We start from the raw sequence: 17,547 nt of genomic DNA on the forward strand, positions 1-17,547 counted from the left end.
GATGCCTTCTCTCAAGGATCTCAAGAACAGGATCGAGTCGGTCAAGTCGACCCGCAAGATCACGAAGGCGATGCAGATGGTCGCGGCCGCGAAACTGCGCCGTGCCCAGGAATCGGCCGAGATGGCGCGGCCCTACGCCGAGCGGTTCAATGCCGTGATGGCGCAGCTGGCCGCGTCGGTGGGCGATTCCGAGAACGCGCCGCCGCTGCTGCGCGGGACCGGGTCGGACAACGTTCACCTGCTGATCGTCATGACCGCGGAGCGCGGCCTCTGCGGCGGCTTCAACGCCAACATCGCGAAGCTCGCGAAGGCGGAGGCGTCCAAGCTGCTGGAGCAGGGCAAGACGGTCAAGATCCTCACCGTGGGCAAGAAGGGCCGCGAGGCGATGAAGCGCGACTTCAGCGATCACTTCATCGACCACGTTGACCTGTCCGAGGTGAAATACGTGGGCTATGCCGACGCCCAGTCGATCGCCAAGAACGTCCTCGATCGTTTCGACAACGGCGAATTCGACGTCGCGCAGATGTTCTACTCGCAGTTCAAGAACGTGATGACCCAGACGCCGACGGCCCAGCAGATCATTCCCGCGTCCTACGAAACCCCGGAGGGCGAGGAGGCGACGGCGACCGGCACGGTCTACGACTACGAACCGGACGAGGAGGCGATCCTTGCCGACCTGCTGCCGCGCGGCGTGGCGACGGCGATCTTCAGCGGGCTGCTCGAAAACGGCGCCGGCGAAATGGGGGCGCGGATGACCGCGATGGACAACGCCACCCGCAATGCCGGCGAAATGATCGACAAGCTGACGGTTCAGTACAACCGCTCGCGTCAGGCCGTCATCACCAACGAGCTCATCGAAATCATCTCGGGCGCCGAGGCGCTCTAACGAACCGGAGAGACGAAACATGGCTAACGCAAAAGGCAAAGTGACGCAGGTCATCGGCGCCGTGGTGGACGTCGAGTTCGACGATCACCTGCCCGAAATCCTGAACGCGCTCGAGACCGACAACCACGGCAAGCGCCTCGTGCTCGAGGTCGCCCAGCACCTCGGCGAATCCACCGTGCGCTGCATCGCGATGGACGCCACCGAGGGCTTGGTCCGCGGCCAGGAGGTGACCGACACCGACGGGCCGATCACCATGCCCGTGGGCGACGCGACGCTGGGGCGCATCCTCAACGTCGTGGGCGAGCCGGTGGACGAGGGCGCGCCGATCGAGGCCGCCGAGCGCCGCCCGATCCACCAGTCGGCCCCCGCCTTCGAGGACCAGTCGACCGAAACCGAGATCCTCGTGACCGGCATCAAGGTGATCGACCTGCTCGGCCCGTATTCGAAGGGCGGCAAGATCGGCCTGTTCGGCGGCGCCGGCGTCGGCAAGACCGTTCTCATCATGGAGCTGATCAACAACATCGCCAAGGTGCACTCGGGTTACTCGGTCTTCGCCGGCGTGGGCGAGCGCACCCGCGAGGGCAACGACCTCTACCACGAGATGATCGACTCCGGCGTCATCAACCCCGATGACGTCTCCAAGAGCCAGGTGGCGCTGTGCTACGGCCAGATGAACGAACCGCCGGGTGCGCGTGCCCGCGTCGCGCTCTCGGGCCTGACGCTGGCCGAACAGTTCCGCGACCAGTCGGGCACCGACGTTCTGTTCTTCGTCGACAACATCTTCCGCTTCACCCAGGCGGGCTCCGAGGTGTCGGCGCTTCTGGGGCGCATCCCCTCGGCGGTGGGTTACCAGCCGACACTGGCCACCGACATGGGCCAGCTGCAGGAGCGCATCACCTCGACGAAGTCGGGCTCGATCACCTCGGTGCAGGCCATCTACGTGCCCGCGGACGACCTGACCGACCCCGCGCCGGCCACGTCCTTTGCGCACCTCGACGCCACCACCGTGCTGTCGCGCCAGATCGCGGAGCTCGGCATCTACCCGGCCGTGGACCCGCTGGACTCGACCAGCCGGATCCTGGACCCCGGTGTCGTCGGCGAGGAGCACTACAAGGTCGCGCGCGACGTGCAGGAGGTTCTTCAGCGCTACAAGGCCCTGCAGGACATCATCGCCATTCTCGGCATGGACGAGCTCAGCGAAGAGGACAAGCTGACGGTCGCCCGCGCCCGGAAGATCCAGCGCTTCCTGTCGCAACCCTTCGACGTGGCGCAGGTCTTCACCGGCTTCCCGGGCAAGCAGGTGCCGCTCGAGGAAACGATCAAGTCGTTCAAGGCCGTCGTCGCGGGTGAATACGATCACCTGCCGGAGGGCGCGTTCTACATGGTCGGCGGTATCGAGGAAGCGGTCGAGAAGGCCGAAAAGATGGCCGCGGACGCGGCCTGAGGAGGGCCAGATGGCTGACAAGGTACAATTCGATCTGGTCTCGCCCGAGCGCCGCGTCGCCTCGGTCGAGGCGGACGCGATCCTCATCCCCGGGGCGGAGGGCGACATGACGGCGATGGCCGAGCACGCGCCCACCATCACCACGCTGCGGCCGGGTATCCTGAAGGTGACCGGCGGGGGCGAGGGCGACGAGGAGTACATCGTCACCGGAGGCTTCGCCGAGATCAACGGGAGCGCGATCACCGTCCTCGCGGAGCGGGCGATGCCGCGCGGCGACATGACCCGGGAGCATTTCCAGCAGATGGTCAAGGAAGCCGAGGACGTCCTCGCCAAGGCCAAGGAAACCCACGTCAACGAACCCGGCCCCGTGGACGACGCCGCCAAGCTTCTGTCCGACATGGTTGCCATGGGCGACGAGATCGGGCTCAGCGCCTACTGACACGCGCTGGTCGCAGGTCTTTGGGAACGCCCCCGGCCGGGACGGCCGGGGGCGTTTCTTTATCGCGCGCGTGTCATGGTTGCATTTGCCCGTTGCCGGAAACCCTCGCGCTGATAGACTCGGCCGAACATGAAACGTCTCGGGCCCCAAAGCATCGGCATCGACCAGGGCGATGATGTGTTGTTCTCGGATTTCGAGGACGGCGGGGAGATGTGGACGGGCGAAGGCCCGCGCGAACGCCGCCGCGCCGTGACGTTCTCGGAGCCCTTTCGCGATGTGCCTTCGGTCCACTGTGCGCTTTCGATGTGGGATATGCACTACGCGGTGAACGCGCGGGTCGACGTCGCCGCTGAAAATGTCACGACATCAGGCTTCGATGTCGTCTTCCGCACGTGGGGCGATACCCGTGTGGCGCGGGTCCGCATCAGTTGGCTGGCGATCGGCGTGGTTCCCAACCCCGAGGACTGGGAGGTCGACTGAAGGCGCCGTCCCGTGCCCGGCTGCCGGGGCGGTCCTTGCGTCGATGCCGCGCACCCTCGGATCAGCTGAGGAACTGGCCCTCGTAGACCGGTTCCAGCGTCGGCGTGTCGAACAGCGACGACACGCTGGTGCCGTTCCAGATGTTCAGGATCGCCTGGGCGAACACGGGCGCGGTGGGCAGGATCCGGATGTTGGATGCGCCCTTCACGGCCTCGGTCGGCGCGATGGTGTCGGTGATGACCAGGCTCTTCATGACCGAACCCGTGATCCGCTCCACCGCCGGGCCTGACAGCACCCCGTGGGTGATATAGGCGTGCACCTCGGCGGCGCCTTCGTCCATGAGCACCTGCGCGGCCTTGCACAGGGTTCCGGCCGTGTCACAGATATCATCGACGATCACGCACTTCTTGTCCGTGACATCGCCGATCACCGTCATTTCAGCGACTTCGCCGGCCTTTTCGCGGCGCTTGTCGACGATGGCCAGCGGCGCGTCGATCCGCTTGGCCAGTTCGCGCGCACGGGCGACCCCCCCGACATCCGGCGAAATGACCATGACGTCGTCCATCTCGGTCTTGAACTGGGTCATGATGTCGAGCGCGAAAATCGGCGCCGCATAGAGGTTGTCGACGGGGATGTCGAAGAAGCCTTGGATCTGCGCGGCGTGAAGATCCATCGTCAGCACGCGCTCGATGCCGGTGCCCACCAGCATGTTCGCCACCAGCTTGGCCGAGATCGGCGTGCGCGCACGCGACCGGCGGTCCTGCCGGGCATAGCCGAAATACGGGATCACCGCCGTGATCCGCTTGGCCGAGGAGCGGCGCAGCGCGTCGGCCATGATCAGCAATTCCATCAGGTTGTCGTTGGCGGGGTTCGACGTGGGCTGGATGATGAACATGTCCTCGCCGCGGACGTTCTCGTAGACCTCGACGAAGATCTCCTGGTCGTGGAAACGCTCGACGCGCGCATCGACCAGCCCGACACTGATGCCGCGGTGCATGCTCATCCGCCGGGCGACGGCGGTGGCGAGCGGCAGGTTGGCGTTGCCGGCAATGAGTTTGGGTTCAGGCGTGGCGGGCATGGCAGCGGGTTCCCGAAATGGCCGAAATGACAGATTCGTGACGTTGACACCGCTTAGCATGGGCGTACCGTCGGGCAAAGCTGTGCCGAAGGGGGAGAGCCGGAAAATGGCCCACATCGATTACTATTTCTCGACCCTTTCGCCATTTGCCTATCTCGCGGGCACCCGGCTGGAGGAGATCGCCGCGCACCACGGTGCATCGGTGACTTACAAGCCATTGGATATAATCGCACTTTTCGCGCGCACCGGTGGCACGCCGCCGGCCGAGCGGCACCCGGCGCGGCAGGCCTACCGCGCGCAGGAACTCGACCGTCTGCCGCGCAAGCTGGGGCTGCCGCTCAACCCGCAGCCGGCGCACTGGCCGACCAACCCGGCGCCGTCCTCCTATGCCGTCATCGCCGCGCAGGGCGCCGGCGGGGGCGACATGGGCGCCCTGGTGCACGGAATCCTGCGCGCCTGCTGGGCCGAGGAACGGGACATCGCAGAGGACGCGGTCGTGCGCGACTGCCTCGAACGGGCCGGCTTCGATCCCGGTCTGGCCGACAGCGGCCTTCTCAGCGGGGCGGAGACCTATTCGGCCAACCTCGAGGATGCAGTGGAGGCGGGGGCCTTCGGATCGCCGTTCTACGTGGTGGACGACGGGCAGAAATTCTGGGGCCAGGACCGGCTGGACGACCTCGACGCGCATCTGGCCGGCCGTCTCTGATCGCGGGCAAGCTGGCCAGGTCCAAGCGGCTTTCTTCGCGAGCAAGGTCGGCCGGGCGTGACGGGCGGCGGCTCAGCCGCGGGCGATCTCCACGAACCGGTCGATCTCGTCCTCGCCGATGGACCAGTCGCAAACCAGTCGCATTGCCAGGGGGTCGTCGGGGTCGCCCGTGTTCAGCGGCCCCTCGTGCAGGCCGTATGCGGCCCCGGCGGCATGGAGGCGCTGGTGGGCGGCCCTGGGAAGGCGTGCGAAGATCATGTTGGCCTGCGGCTCGGCCAGGAACGCCGCGTCCGGCACGCCGCGCAGTCCCTCGGCCAGCCGGGCCGCCTTTTCGTTGGCGGCCCGCGCCGAGCGCCGCCACAGGCCGCTGTCGAGATAGGCCAGCATCTGCGCGCCCAGGTAGCGATGCTTGGAAAACAGGTGTGCCCCGCGCTTGCGCCGCAACTCGAATTCCCACGCGGGGGCGGGATCGAAGAAGATCACCGCCTCCACGCCAAGGCAGCCGTTCTTGGTGCCCCCCACCGAGACGGCATCGATGCCGGCCTTCCACGTCATCTCGGCCGGCGTGCAGTCCAGGGCCTCAAGCGCGTTGGCGAAGCGGGCACCGTCCATGTAGACGGGTATTTCGTGCGCGGCCGCGATCCCCGTCAATGCCCGCAACTCGTCCAGCGCATAAACGCGCCCCATCTCGGTCACCTGCGTGAGCGCAACCGGCCCGCGCTGAGAGGCATGCACGTCGCCCGGCGGCCAGCCGGCGATCGCGCGGTCCAGCGCCTCGGGCGTCATCTTGTCGTCCGCGCCCGCGAGCGTGAGTTTCGCGCCGCCGGTGTAGAATTCCGGCGCCTGGCATTCGTCGGTGTGGATATGCGCCAGCGGCGTGCAGAAAACCGTCTGCCAGGGCTGAGCCAGCGTGGCCAGCGCCAGCGCATTCGCCGCCGTCCCGGTGGCCACCAGGTGGACGGCGGCCTCCGGGGCCTCGAATTCCGCGCGCAGGCGGTCGCAGGCGGCGCGGGTTGCATCGTCCCCGCCGTAGGGCAGGGCGAATCCGGCGTTCGCCTCGGCCAGCGCTTGCATGACCTCCGGGTGGGCGGGGCCGGCGTTGTCGGATTTCAGGTTCATGTGCCCGGTTCCTCGATCAGGTGGTGCTCCCAGTCGTCTTCGTCGACGGCGTGCTCGGGCACGGTTCCCCCGCGCACCGACACGCCCGCGGCGTGCACCGTTTCCGGGTCGCCGCTGACCAGCGGGTGCCAGTCGGGCAGGCCCTCGCCCTGCCAAAGCCGCTTGTAGGCGCAGGTGTCCGGCATCCAGTAGAGGTTGGCCTCCATGTTGCCCGGGTGCAGCACGATGCATTCGGGCACGTAGGTGTGGCGCGTCTCGTAGGCCGCACAGCGGCAGGTGGCATCGTCGAACAGACGGCAGGCGACGCGGGTCAGTGCCACCTCGCCGGTGTCCGCGTCTTCGAGCTTGTTCAGGCAGCACTTGCCGCAGCCGTCGCAGAGCGCTTCCCACTCGGCGCGGGTCATGCGCGACATCGGAACGGTTTCCCAGAACCGCGGCCGCAGGTCATCGCGATGCGTCGGGTCGCTCATGTCGCGTCCAGGATGCGGCGTGCGCGGGCGCAGTCGGCGTCCATCTGCGCGATGAAGGGGTCGAGACCGGAAAAGGTCTCTTCCGGGCGCAGGAATTCGACGAGACCCACCGAGATGTCGGTGCCGTAGATGTCGCCGGAGAAATCGAAGATGTGGGTTTCCAGGTTGGGCACCTCGCCGCCGAACATCGGTCGCACGCCCAGGCTGGCCGCCCCGTGGTAGTGCCCCGCGTGCGGCCCCGCGAGAACGTCCACCAGCACGGCATAGACGCCGAACTTCGGCGGATGCAGCCCCGCGATGGAGAGGTTCGCCGTGGGGTAGCCCAGTTCGCGGCCGCGCTGCTCACCGCCCATCACCACGCCGTCGATGCGGTGCCAGTGCCCCAGCATCGCGGCGGCGTCGCGTGGCCGGCCCTGTGACAGCGCCTGCCGGATCGCGGTCGATGAAACTTCGCCAGCCTCGGCGGACAGAAGCTCGGCGATCGTCACGCGGAACCCCATCTCGGCCCCGAAGGCTTCGAGGTCGGCCGCGCTGCCGGCACGGCCCTTGCCGAAGCAGAAATCCGCGCCCACGACGACGTGGGACAGCCCCAGCCCGCCTGCGATGACCTTGCGCGCGAATTCCTCGGGCGCGAGCGACGACAGCGCGGCGTTGAAATTGAGTTCGTAGAGCTTTTCCACGCCCAGCTTTTCGAGCCGGTGCGCGCGTGCCTCGCGCCCGGTCAGGCGGAACGGCGGGGCGTCGGGCGCGAAGAACTCGCGCGGGTGGGGCTCGAATGTCACCACGCCCAGCGGCGCGCCCGTTTCGCGCCCCTTTCGCCGCGCGATGTCGATCACCGACTGGTGGCCCAGGTGGACACCGTCGAAGTTGCCGATGGCCGCGCTCGCGCCGCGGTCGGCTTCGTCGATGTAGTCGTAGTCGCGGATGATGCGCATGCGCGTTGCGTAGCGCCCCCGACGGGGTGGTGCAAGCGCGATGCGCGCCTGTCCGCGTCAGCCCTGGCGTGGACCGCGCATCTCGCTGACGGCCAGCCGGATCTTGCGCCAGTTCTCGGCCTCGGCGGTGCGGCCGGCTTGGGCACATTGCTGCATCCGGTGGGCGGCTTCGGCCTCGGCCTTGCCGCCATGCGCCGACAAGAGGGCGCGGGCGTGTTCGGTTGTCTTGATCGCGTCCATGACCGTCCTCCCGAAGCGTCACGGCAGGCCGCCCGTGGCGGCCTGTAACCGTCAGATGCGCACCGCAAGGGTGTCTTTCAAGATGTTGCGCCGCGTGGCTGTTGGCGGTGGATCAGTCGAACTTGCGGCTGGGTGCCAGGACCGTGGCCTCGCCGGCGAGCACCTTCTTGCCCTCGACAGTGCAGCGGCAATCGAGCTGCACGCGCCGCTTGGCGTGGTCGATGCCGGTCACCTCGACCTCGGCCTCGACCATGTCGCCGGGACGCACCGGTCCGAGAAACTTGAGCGTCTGGCCCATGTAGACGGTGCCGTGGCCCGGCAGCTGTTCGCCGATCACGGCCGAGATCAGCCCGGCCGTCAGCATGCCGTGCGCGATACGCCCCTCGAAGATCGTTTCGCGGGCATAGTCGTCGTCCAGGTGCACCGGGTTCCGGTCGGTCGAGACCTCCGCGAACATCTCGATGTCGCGGTCGGTCACCACCTTCCTAAGATGGCGCGTCATGCCCATCTCGATGTCTTCGATGCAGATCGTGCCGCGCGGCATGTTGTCCAACATTCGACCCTCCATTCGGCCGGGGCGGGTAATTTTACGACCCCTTCCGGGCCCCATGTTGGAACTTTATTGCTTTGCACGCGCAGAAAATCAAGCCCTTTCTGCGTCAGCGCAGGTGGCCGATCGCATAGGTGGGCGTCATCATTTCGGCCGCAAGATAGGCGTCGAGCGCGTCCGGGTCCGGCTGGCGTGCCGTCCTCGTCTCCTGTGACGCCAGCCCGCCGGAGACGAAGAGCGAATCGATGTCCTCGCCCACCGCGCCCTTCACGTCCGTCTGGATGCCGTCGCCGATCGCCAGGATGGTGCCCGGATCGAGGTCGCCGCCCAGGTCGGCCAGCCGGCGCCGCGCGAGATCGTAGATCGGCGGATGCGGCTTGCCGAAATAAAGGCTCTCGCCGCCCATGTCGGTATAAAGCCGCGCCAGCGCGCCGGCGCACCACTCGCGGGTCGTGCCGCGATCGACCACGATGTCGGGATTGGCGCACAGCAGCCTGAGCCCCTTCTGCTTGGCGTAAAGGAACTGCGGGCGCAATGTCTCGAGATCGGCGGAGGGGTCGAACGGGCCGGTGCAGACGATCCCCTCGGCGTCCTCGAGCGCGACCAGTTCGATCTCTACGGGGTCCTCGATGACGCGCATCGGCTCGAAAAAGGGCTTGTCGCGCGGCTCGCCCACGAACCAGACCTTGCGGCCCACCGCGCCCGTCAGCATCGCGGCGCGGGCGGCATCCCCCGAGGTCGCGATGCTGTCCCAGGCATCTTCGGGCACCCCGAAACGCACGAGCTGCGTCTCGACCCCCGCCCGCGGGCGGGGCGAGTTCGTCAAAAGGATCACCCGGCCGCCCTCGGCCCGGTAGGCCCGGAGGGCCGCGACCGCCTCGGGCAGGGCGCGTTCGCCGTCATGCACGCATCCCCACAGGTCGACGAAGAGGGACTTGTAGCGCGAAGAGATGTCGGAAAGCGATTCGATGATGCGGGTCATGGGCCTGCCACCTGAAAAGACGAAAGCGGCCCCTCCTATGGCAGGGGGCACGGGGAAAGGCCACCGGCAACGCGGCCAATCCCGTCTTCATCTTGCCCCAAATACTCCGGGGGGTCGCCCGCAAGGGCGACCGGGGGCAGCGCCCCCGTCCTGCGCTGCCGTCCGCTCAGACGGCGAGGTTGGGGATGATCTGCTTCTTGCGGCTCATCACGCCCGGCAGCACGACGGTGTCGCCGGTCACCTCGGCGCCGAAGCTCTTCGCGGCAACGGTCCTGACGAGGTCGTTGGGCACCAGCAGCGTGGCTTCCTCGTTGAGGATGTCGACGACGAAGAACAGCACCTGGTCAACGCCGTCCTCTGAGGCGACCGTCTCCATGGCCTGCGTGAGCCCGGCCTTGCGATCCAGCACCACCGAGGGTGCCGTCGTCTCCAGTACGCTGACCCGGAACTTCCTGCCGCCCACCTCGTATTCCTTGCTGTCCATGCGCAGCAGCTCGGCGTCGGAAAACGCGCTGACATCGGACTTGGCGGCGAACATCTCGGCCGCGTAGTCGCCGATGTCGATGCCCAGGTCGGCGGCCAGCGCGGTCGCCACGGCGCGGTCATGGTCGGTGGTCGTGGGGCTGCGGAATTCCAGCGTGTCGCTGAGGATGCAGGTCAGCGCGGCGCCCTTGGCCCAGTCGGGCATCTTCGTCGCGTCCTCGCCCATCAGGTCGTGCATGATGGTGGCGGTGCAGGCCAGCGGGCGCACGGTGATGTCGATGGGCGCCTTGGTCTCCAGCCCGCCGGTCAGCTTGTGGTGGTCGATCACCGCCTTCACGTCGGCGCCGTTGATGTTGTCGGGCAATTCGGCGGGGTTGTTGGTGTCGACCACGACGCAGGGCTGGCCGTCGGCCACGTCGTCGATGATCCGCGGCTTGGGCAGGTTCCAGCGCTCGAGCATGAAAGCGGCCTCGGTGCTGGGTTCGCCCAGCAGGACGGCCTCCGCGTCGCCGCCTTTGACCTCGTTGAGGTACCAGGCCCAGAGAATGGGCGAGCCGGTGGAGTCCGTGTCGGGCGATTTGTGGCCGAAAACCAGTGTCGTCATGGGTGGCTGTCCTGTGCATGCGGGTTGCGTTCAATCCGCGCGCCTTATAGGGCCGCGTTGACGGCTTGTCACCCGGTTGCGCTGCATTGCGGCACAACGTCCGACACCGCCTTGCGCGGGCGCCCGGTCGGCGCGGTTGGCGGCCCCTTCGAAATTTGCCGGCAGCTTGTTGACAGTCGAGTTCGCACCTCCTAGCTATACGCCGTTATCACTCACCGGGGGTGAGTGATAACGGCCCGCGGAACGGGTCAACACAGGGAAACTTTGAGCAAGGAGCCTCAGAGATGGCATTCAAACCGCTGCATGACCGGGTGCTTGTGCGCCGCGTGGAAAGCGAAGAGACAACCGCAGGCGGACTGATCATCCCCGACAGCGCGAAGGAGAAGCCGCAGGAGGGCGAGATCATCGCCGTCGGCGACGGCGCCCGCGACGACGATGGCGATCGTATCGCGCCGGACGTCTCGGCCGGTGACCGTGTGCTCTTCGGCAAGTGGTCGGGCACCGAGATCACGCTCGACGGCGAAGAGCTGCTGATCATGAAGGAAAGCGACATCCTGGGCGTCATCGCCTGATCGTCGTTCCGACCAAGCCTATACGAACAATCAGTCAGGAGAGACAGCTATGGCTGCCAAGGACGTGAAATTCGAAACAGAGGCGCGCAACAGCATCATGCGCGGCGTCAACGTGCTGGCCGATTCGGTCCGCGTGACGCTCGGGCCGAAGGGCCGCAACGTGGTGCTCGACAAGAGCTTCGGCTCGCCGCGCATCACCAAGGACGGTGTCAGCGTCGCCAAGGAGATCGAACTAGAGGACAAGTTCGAGAACATGGGCGCGCAGATGGTCAAGGAAGTGGCCAACCGCACCAACGACGAGGCGGGTGACGGCACCACCACCGCCACCGTGCTGGCACAGGGCGTCGCCCGCGAGGGCATGAAGGCCGTGGCCGCCGGCATGAACCCGATGGATCTCAAGCGCGGCATCGACAAGGCCACCGCCCGTGTCGTCGAGGCCATCAAGGAAGCCTCGCGCGAGGTTTCGGGTTCGGAAGAGGTCGCGCAGGTCGGCACCGTGTCGGCCAACGGCGAAAGCGAGATCGGCCAGATGATCGCCGACGCCATGCAGAAGGTCGGCAACGACGGCGTCATCACCGTCGAGGAGAACAAGGGCACCGAGACCGAGACCGAGGTGGTCGAGGGCATGCAGTTCGACCGCGGTTACCTGTCGCCCTACTTCGTCACCAACTCCGACAAGATGATCGCCGAGCTCGACGACTGCCTGATCCTGCTGCACGAGAAGAAGCTCAGCTCGCTGCAGCCGATGGTTCCGCTGCTCGAGCAGGTCATCCAGAGCCAGAAGCCGCTGCTGATCATCGCCGAGGACGTCGAGGGCGAGGCGCTGGCCACGCTGGTGGTCAACAAGCTGCGCGGCGGCCTCAAGATCGCGGCCGTCAAGGCGCCCGGCTTCGGTGATCGCCGCAAGGCCATGCTGCAGGACATCGCGATCCTCACGGGCGGCCAGGTGATCTCGGAAGATCTCGGCATGAAGCTCGAGAGCGTCACGATGGACATGCTGGGCTCCGCCAAGAAGGTGTCGATCACCAAGGACGAGACCACCATCGTCGAAGGCAACGGCGACGGCTCCGAGATCGAGGCGCGTGTCAACCAGATCCGCCAGCAGATCGAGGACACGACCAGCGACTACGACCGCGAGAAGCTGCAGGAACGCGTGGCCAAGCTGGCCGGCGGCGTGGCCGTCATCCGCGTCGGCGGCATGACCGAGGTCGAGGTCAAGGAGCGCAAGGACCGCGTCGATGACGCGCTCAACGCCACCCGCGCCGCGGTGCAGGAAGGCATCGTCGTCGGCGGCGGCGTCGCACTCGTCCAGGCGGCCAAGAAGCTCGACGGCATGACCGGCGACAACATCGACCAGACCCGCGGCATCGAGATCGTGCGCCTGGCCCTCGAGGGGCCGCTGCGCCAGATCGCCGAGAACGCGGGCGTCGACGGGGCCGTCGTGGCCGGCAAGATCCGCGAAAGCGACGACCTCAAGTTCGGCTTCAACGCCCAGACCGAGGAATACGGCGACCTGTTCGCCGCGGGCGTCATCGACCCGGCCAAGGTCGTGCGCACCGCGCTCGAGGATGCCTCCTCGATCGCCGGTCTGCTGATCACCACCGAGGCCATGATCGCCGACAAGCCCGAGAAAGAGGGCGCCGGCGGTGGCGGCGGCGGCGGCATGCCCGACATGGGCGGCATGGGCGGCATGATGTAAGCCACCCGGTCCGGCGTCCGGATAGTCAAGAAAAGGGGCCGCCCGCGGGGTGGCCCCTTTTCATGTGTGCGGCCCGTATGGACACGCCGGCCGTGCCGTTGCAGTCTTGCACGACGAGGATCGCACTCGCGCGGAGGTGCCCGATGTCAGTTTTCGATACCCTTGTCGACAGAATCCGAAACGAGGCCGACGGGCCGGACCCGCAGGGAGCGGTGCGCGCCGTTCTGGCCGAAGCGCTGGAGCAGGCCGAGGTCCTGTGCGACGCAACTCCGGCGGATGGGCCGGACGAAATCAACCTGTTCGAGGATGGCGCGGTCTCGATCTGGCGGTCACGCTTCCAACCGGACGTGATCATGCCCGCCCATGAACACAAGGTGCCCGTGCTGATCGCCTGCTATTCCGGGGCCGAGACCAGTTTCGTCTATGATCGTGCAGGCGACGGGCTTCGGCAGACCGGTACCGTCACGGCCCGCGCGGGCGAGATCATGGATCTGCCCGGGGATGCCATCCACATGGTCACCGCCGAGGGCGATCGTCCGTCACAGGCGGTGCATGTCTATTTCGGCCCGCTCACCACTCTGGACCGGGCGCTCTTCGACCCCGACACCGGCGCGGCATTGCCCTTCACCATGGAGAATTTCGAGGCCTTGAAGCTGCCGCGTGCATGACGTGTTCGCCCGGCCCCGGTCACACGGGGCCGGCTCGGCTGTTCGCGCGGACGGGCCTCGGGGGATGCGCTGCACACGTTGCGCCCGCGCTTCTTCTTTGGGGCGGCGGGTCAGCGCACGATCGGCTCGAGCGGATCATAAACCGCCGCCTCGCCGAAGGCGGCGCGCGGCAGGCTGTCGGGCTTGACCCGCAGGTGCTGCATGCCTTCGCGCGTGACGAAGCGGCGGCGGGTAACGATGTTCTCGGGGTCGCGCCAGGCATCGTCCAGCGCCCCGCCCGTGATGGCGCAGCGGAAGAACACCTCGACCTGGTGGAAATCGCCGCCGGGGTCGTGGAACTCGTTCACGAGGCATGGCGCGCCCACCTCGACGGTCAGCCCGGTTTCCTCGTGCACCTCGCGGACCAGCGTCTCGCGCAACGAGGTGTGATGCGCAACACCCCCGCCGGGGCAGCACCAGAGGTCCGACTGCGCGCCCGGGTAGGCGTTGACCAGCAGCAGGCGGCCGTTCTCGACGATGACGGCCCGGGCGGCGAGGCGGATGCACATGGCGCGGCCTTTTCGGTGGGACAGGGCGAATCGACGCTTTTGTACCGGCGCGTTTGCCCCTATCTCAAGCGCCATGAAAGCCGCCCTCGCCATGATGTTCCTGCTGCTTGCCGTGCCGGCGCGGGCCGATTGCGTGGTGCTGCTGCACGGTCTGGCACGCACCGACACCTCGTTCCTCGTGATGGAGGAGGCGCTGAAGGCCGAAGGCTACTCCGTCTTCCGGCCCGAGTACCGCTCCACCGAGGCCCAGATCGGCCAGCTCGCCCGCGAAACGCTGCCCTATGCCGTCCGCGTCTGCGGCGACGCGAAGATCCATTTCGTCACGCACTCGATGGGCGGGATCCTGTTGCGCGTCTGGCTGGCCGAGAACCGCCCCGAGCGGATGGGCCGCGTCGTCATGCTGGCGCCGCCCAACCACGGCTCCGAGGTCGTGGACACGCTCGGCGGCCTCGAAGCGTTCGAGTGGATCGGCGGCCCCGCGGGCCGGCAGCTGCGAACCGGTCCGGACGGGCTGCCCGAAAGCCTGCCGCCGGTGGATTTCCCGCTTGGCGTGATCGCGGGCACGCGGTCGCTCAATCCCTATTTCTCCACTTTGATCGAGGGCCCCGATGACGGCAAGGTCTCGGTCCGGTCGACCCGGGTCGAGGGTATGGCCGATCACATCGCGCTGCCCGTCAGCCATACCTTCATGATGAACAACCCGATGGTCATCGCGCAGGTGCGTCATTTCCTGCGCGAAGGCACCTTCGACCACGACATGAAGATCGGAGACCTTTTCGGCGTGGAGGCGGAATGATCCTGCCGCCCCTGCGGTTGACCGGAGCGCGCGTGCTGACCCCCGAGGGCTGGGCCGAGACACCGCTGACCCTGTCGGGCGGCCAAGTCGTGCACCACGACCCGGGCGCGCGCGACGTCGACCTGACGGGTTGCCTTGTTCTGCCGGGGATCGTGGACGCGCACGGCGACGGTTTCGAACGTCACCTCGCGCCGCGACGTGGGGCGATGAAGGACCTTGACGACGGGATGATCGCCGCCGGGGCCGAGTTGGCCGCCAACGGCATCACCACCGCCGTGCTGGCGCAGTTCTACAGCTGGGAGGGCGGCATGCGCGGCCCCGAGTTCGCGGCGCGGGTGCTGTCGGCGGTGGACGCCGTGCGCGGCGAGATCGCGACCGATCTGCGCATGCAGCTTCGGCTGGAAACGCACATGCTGGACGACTTCGCGGCGTTCGAGGCGCTGCGCGCGAAACACGACGTGGGCTACGTGGTGTTCAACGACCACCTGCCGCACGACAAGCTGGCCGCGGGCAAGCGACCGCCGCGCCTGACCGGTCAGGCGCTGAAAAGCGGGCGCAATCCCGACCGGCACCACGAGATCATGCAGGCGCTGCACGCGCGGTCCGCGGCGGTGCCCGCGGCGCTGGACGCACTCGCCGCGCGGCTGGCCGCGCAGGGCGTGCGGATGGGCAGCCACGACGACCGCACCGCCGCGGACCGGGCGGCATGGCGCGCGCGCGGCGTGGCGGTGGCGGAGTTTCCCGAAACGCTCGAGGCGGCAGAGGCCGCCCGCGACGCGGGCGAGGCGGTGGTGCTGGGCGCGCCCAACGTGGTGCGCGGCGGGTCGCACAACGGCAACGCCAGCGCGATCGACCTGATCGCGACCGGCTGCTGTGACGCGCTGGCCTCGGACTACCACTACCCGTCGCTGCGCCGCGCGGCATTCATGCTGGCCGACTGCGGGCTGGATGATCTGGCCGGGGCATGGGCGCGCGTCTCGTCGGGCCCGGCGCGGGTTCTGGGACTGGACGATCGCGGCACGCTGGCGCCGGGGATGCGCGCCGACCTCGTCGTGCTGGACGCCGCGACGCGCCGGATCGGCGTGACGATCGCGGGCGGGCGCGCGGGTTGCATGGCCGGCGGCGTGGCGGCGCGGTTCCTGGGGTGACGTCGGCGTTTCTTTCGCCGCGGCGCGGGCTCAGTCGCGAACGATCCGGTTGACGTGGCCCATCTTGCGGCCCGGCTTGACCTCGGCCTTTCCGTAAAGGTGCAGCGCGGTGTCAGGCTCGCCCGCCAGGTCGTGGACGCGGCGGATATCCTCGCCGATCAGGTTCTCCATCGTCACGTCGGCGAAGCGGTGCCCGTTGCCAAGCGGCCAGCCCGCGATCGCGCGGACGTGCTGTTCGAACTGGTCCACGGTGCAGCCCTGCTGCGTCCAGTGCCCCGAGTTGTGCACCCGGGGTGCGATCTCGTTCACGATCAGTGCCTTGTCCGTCACGAAGAGTTCGACCCCCATGACGCCGACGTAGTCGAGCTTGTTCAGGATATTGGCGGCCAGCAGGACCGCGTCGGTGCGCTGGGCGGTGCTCAGCCGTGCCGGCACCGCGGTGCGCCGCAGGATGCCGTCCTCGTGCAGGTTCTCGCCGGGGTCGAAGCAGGCGACCTCGCCGTTCATGCTGCGCGCCGCGATGACCGAGACCTCGTGGCTGAAATCGACCACGCCTTCGAGGATCGCGGGTGCCCCGTCCATCTGGTCCAGCGCGGCCTCGGCCTGGTCGGAGGAGTCGATGCGCACCTGCCCCTTGCCGTCGTAGCCGAAGCGGCGGGTCTTGAGGATCGCGGGCAGGCCGATTTCCGACAGCGCTTCGGCCATGTCGACGGCATCGTCGATCGCGGCAAACGGGGCCGTATGGAGCCCGAGGTCGGCGAGAAACGCCTTTTCCATCAGCCTGTCCTGGCTGATGCGCAGCGCGTTGCGTCCCGGGCGGACCGGGCGCAGGTGTTCCAGCGTGTCCAGCGCCTGCGTGGGGATGTTCTCGAACTCGAAGGTGATCGCGTCGACCGCCTCGGCAAAGGCGGTCAGCGCGTCGGTGTCCTCGTAGGCGGCGGTGGTCACGGCATGGGCCACGTCACCCGCCGGCGGGTCTGCCGCGGGGTCGAAGACGTGGCTGCGCATGCCCAGCCGCGCGGCCGCGACCGACAGCATGCGGCCCAGCTGGCCACCGCCGAGGATGCCAATTGTTGCGCCCTGGTGAAGGTATTCAGTCATCGGTGGGCTCTTGGGGTATCGAATCGGAAAGCGCGGCGCGCCAGGCATCCAGTCGCCCGGCCAGCGCCGCATCGGTATTGGCAAGGATCGCCGCCGCCATCAGCCCGGCATTGGCGGCGCCGGCCGCGCCGATGGCCATGGTGGCCACCGGGTAGCCGCGCGGCATCTGGACGATGGAATACAGGCTGTCCACGCCGGAAAGCGCGCGCGTCTGAACCGGCACGCCGATCACCGGCACCCGCGTCTTGGAGGCCATCATGCCCGGCAGGTGCGCCGCGCCCCCGGCCCCCGCGATGATCGCCTGCAGGCCGCGGTCGACGGCGCTGCGCCCGTAGTCCCACAGCCGGTCGGGGGTGCGGTGCGCCGACACGATTCGCGCCTCATGGGGCACGCCGAGATCGTCGAGGATGCCCGCCGCCTCCTTCATGGTGGGCCAGTCCGATTGGCTGCCCATTATGATGCCGACCTTTGCCTGTGTCATGGCCCGCCCCTCCGGCTTGAGGGGCGCACTATACCCATGTTCGGAGCCGACGCAATGCGACCCGGCGGGGCGGGCGCATGCCTTACGAACACCGAGGCGCGACGCCCGGCAGCGAGAG

Annotated in this window: 21 protein-coding genes; 10 read left to right on the forward strand and 11 right to left on the reverse strand. The window is 67.9% G+C overall.

The window, feature by feature from the left end; all coding sequences use genetic code 11:
* The first annotated feature begins 1 nt into the window (after nucleotide 1).
* From CEF10_RS02255 to CEF10_RS02270, 4 genes are all read left to right on the forward strand, one after another.
* Nucleotides 2–886, forward strand: coding sequence for a F0F1 ATP synthase subunit gamma (locus CEF10_RS02255; RefSeq protein WP_101065718.1), 885 nt, complete (start codon nucleotides 2–4; stop codon nucleotides 884–886).
* Between the two features lie 19 nt (nucleotides 887–905).
* The gene (gene atpD / locus CEF10_RS02260) at nucleotides 906–2,330 is read left to right on the forward strand and encodes a F0F1 ATP synthase subunit beta (protein ID WP_101065719.1); all 1,425 of its coding nucleotides are present in this window, start codon (nucleotides 906–908) and stop codon (nucleotides 2,328–2,330) included.
* A gap of 10 nt (nucleotides 2,331–2,340) precedes the next feature.
* A complete protein-coding gene (locus tag CEF10_RS02265; RefSeq protein ID WP_101065720.1) occupies nucleotides 2,341–2,769 on the forward strand; it encodes a F0F1 ATP synthase subunit epsilon in 429 nt (142 codons plus the stop codon).
* Nucleotides 2,770–2,898: 129 nt separating this feature from the next.
* Nucleotides 2,899–3,249 (forward strand): H-type lectin domain-containing protein, encoded by a 351-nt coding sequence (locus CEF10_RS02270; protein WP_101065721.1) that lies wholly within the window; start codon nucleotides 2,899–2,901, stop codon nucleotides 3,247–3,249.
* A 61-nt stretch (nucleotides 3,250–3,310) separates the two neighbouring features.
* Here the strand turns inward: CEF10_RS02270 and CEF10_RS02275 are convergent, their stop codons facing one another.
* Nucleotides 3,311–4,327 carry a ribose-phosphate pyrophosphokinase gene (locus CEF10_RS02275; RefSeq protein WP_101065722.1) on the reverse strand — a complete coding sequence of 339 codons (1,017 nt, stop codon included), beginning with the start codon at nucleotides 4,325–4,327 and terminating at the stop codon, nucleotides 3,311–3,313.
* A gap of 106 nt (nucleotides 4,328–4,433) precedes the next feature.
* On the opposite strand from CEF10_RS02275, the gene CEF10_RS02280 reads away from it, so the two are divergent.
* Nucleotides 4,434–5,033, forward strand: a complete 600-nt coding sequence (locus tag CEF10_RS02280) for a 2-hydroxychromene-2-carboxylate isomerase (RefSeq protein WP_101065723.1) — start codon at nucleotides 4,434–4,436, stop codon at nucleotides 5,031–5,033.
* 72 nt (nucleotides 5,034–5,105) lie between these two features.
* Here CEF10_RS02280 and CEF10_RS02285 read toward each other — a convergent pair whose 3' ends face one another.
* The 7 genes from CEF10_RS02285 to CEF10_RS02315 form a co-directional block, all read right to left on the reverse strand.
* Nucleotides 5,106–6,152, reverse strand: a complete 1,047-nt coding sequence (locus tag CEF10_RS02285; protein ID WP_101065724.1) for a threonine aldolase family protein — start codon at nucleotides 6,150–6,152, stop codon at nucleotides 5,106–5,108.
* The gene (locus tag CEF10_RS02290; protein WP_101065725.1) at nucleotides 6,149–6,622 is read right to left on the reverse strand and encodes a YcgN family cysteine cluster protein; all 474 of its coding nucleotides are present in this window, start codon (nucleotides 6,620–6,622) and stop codon (nucleotides 6,149–6,151) included. Before CEF10_RS02290 ends, CEF10_RS02285 begins: the two co-directional genes overlap by 4 nt.
* Nucleotides 6,619–7,557, reverse strand: a complete 939-nt coding sequence (locus tag CEF10_RS02295) for a bifunctional riboflavin kinase/FAD synthetase (RefSeq protein WP_101065726.1) — start codon at nucleotides 7,555–7,557, stop codon at nucleotides 6,619–6,621. The genes CEF10_RS02290 and CEF10_RS02295 overlap by 4 nt, the downstream gene beginning before the upstream one ends.
* Nucleotides 7,558–7,614: 57 nt before the next feature.
* A complete protein-coding gene (locus CEF10_RS02300) occupies nucleotides 7,615–7,797 on the reverse strand; it encodes a hypothetical protein (RefSeq protein WP_101065727.1) in 183 nt (60 codons plus the stop codon).
* Nucleotides 7,798–7,909: 112 nt separating this feature from the next.
* Entirely contained in the window at nucleotides 7,910–8,353 is a 444-nt protein-coding gene (locus CEF10_RS02305; RefSeq protein WP_101065728.1) for a MaoC family dehydratase, read from the reverse strand.
* A gap of 103 nt (nucleotides 8,354–8,456) precedes the next feature.
* The gene (locus CEF10_RS02310; protein WP_101065729.1) at nucleotides 8,457–9,329 is read right to left on the reverse strand and encodes a TIGR01459 family HAD-type hydrolase; all 873 of its coding nucleotides are present in this window, start codon (nucleotides 9,327–9,329) and stop codon (nucleotides 8,457–8,459) included.
* A 166-nt stretch (nucleotides 9,330–9,495) separates the two neighbouring features.
* Nucleotides 9,496–10,416: a manganese-dependent inorganic pyrophosphatase gene (locus CEF10_RS02315; protein WP_101065730.1), complete on the reverse strand. Its 921-nt coding sequence runs from the start codon at nucleotides 10,414–10,416 to the stop codon at nucleotides 9,496–9,498.
* A 284-nt stretch (nucleotides 10,417–10,700) separates the two neighbouring features.
* On the opposite strand from CEF10_RS02315, the gene groES reads away from it, so the two are divergent.
* The 3 genes from groES to CEF10_RS02330 all read left to right on the forward strand — a co-directional run bounded on the left by groES (nucleotide 10,701) and on the right by CEF10_RS02330 (nucleotide 13,355).
* Nucleotides 10,701–10,988, forward strand: coding sequence for a co-chaperone GroES (gene groES, locus CEF10_RS02320; RefSeq protein WP_101065731.1), 288 nt, complete (start codon nucleotides 10,701–10,703; stop codon nucleotides 10,986–10,988).
* Nucleotides 10,989–11,037: 49 nt separating this feature from the next.
* Nucleotides 11,038–12,687, forward strand: a complete 1,650-nt coding sequence (groL, locus tag CEF10_RS02325; protein WP_101065732.1) for a chaperonin GroEL — start codon at nucleotides 11,038–11,040, stop codon at nucleotides 12,685–12,687.
* A gap of 143 nt (nucleotides 12,688–12,830) precedes the next feature.
* Nucleotides 12,831–13,355: a hypothetical protein gene (locus CEF10_RS02330; RefSeq protein WP_101065733.1), complete on the forward strand. Its 525-nt coding sequence runs from the start codon at nucleotides 12,831–12,833 to the stop codon at nucleotides 13,353–13,355.
* Nucleotides 13,356–13,465: 110 nt separating this feature from the next.
* Here the strand turns inward: CEF10_RS02330 and CEF10_RS02335 are convergent, their stop codons facing one another.
* Nucleotides 13,466–13,903, reverse strand: a complete 438-nt coding sequence (locus CEF10_RS02335; protein WP_101065734.1) for an NUDIX domain-containing protein — start codon at nucleotides 13,901–13,903, stop codon at nucleotides 13,466–13,468.
* Nucleotides 13,904–13,976: 73 nt separating this feature from the next.
* Between CEF10_RS02335 and CEF10_RS02340 the strand changes: the two genes are divergently transcribed.
* Nucleotides 13,977–14,699 (forward strand): lipase family protein, encoded by a 723-nt coding sequence (locus CEF10_RS02340; RefSeq protein WP_101065735.1) that lies wholly within the window; start codon nucleotides 13,977–13,979, stop codon nucleotides 14,697–14,699.
* Entirely contained in the window at nucleotides 14,696–15,847 is a 1,152-nt protein-coding gene (locus CEF10_RS02345) for an alpha-D-ribose 1-methylphosphonate 5-triphosphate diphosphatase (protein WP_101065736.1), read from the forward strand. Before CEF10_RS02340 ends, CEF10_RS02345 begins: the two co-directional genes overlap by 4 nt.
* A gap of 30 nt (nucleotides 15,848–15,877) precedes the next feature.
* Here CEF10_RS02345 and CEF10_RS02350 read toward each other — a convergent pair whose 3' ends face one another.
* Nucleotides 15,878–16,948 carry a 5-(carboxyamino)imidazole ribonucleotide synthase gene (locus CEF10_RS02350; protein WP_101065737.1) on the reverse strand — a complete coding sequence of 357 codons (1,071 nt, stop codon included), beginning with the start codon at nucleotides 16,946–16,948 and terminating at the stop codon, nucleotides 15,878–15,880.
* Nucleotides 16,941–17,429 carry a 5-(carboxyamino)imidazole ribonucleotide mutase gene (gene purE, locus CEF10_RS02355; protein ID WP_101065738.1) on the reverse strand — a complete coding sequence of 163 codons (489 nt, stop codon included), beginning with the start codon at nucleotides 17,427–17,429 and terminating at the stop codon, nucleotides 16,941–16,943. Before purE ends, CEF10_RS02350 begins: the two co-directional genes overlap by 8 nt.
* Nucleotides 17,430–17,547 lie beyond the last annotated feature (118 nt).

The sequence above is a fragment of the Roseovarius salinarum genome (genome assembly GCF_002834145.1).
GTDB classification, from domain to species: Bacteria; Pseudomonadota; Alphaproteobacteria; order Rhodobacterales; family Rhodobacteraceae; genus Roseovarius; species Roseovarius salinarum.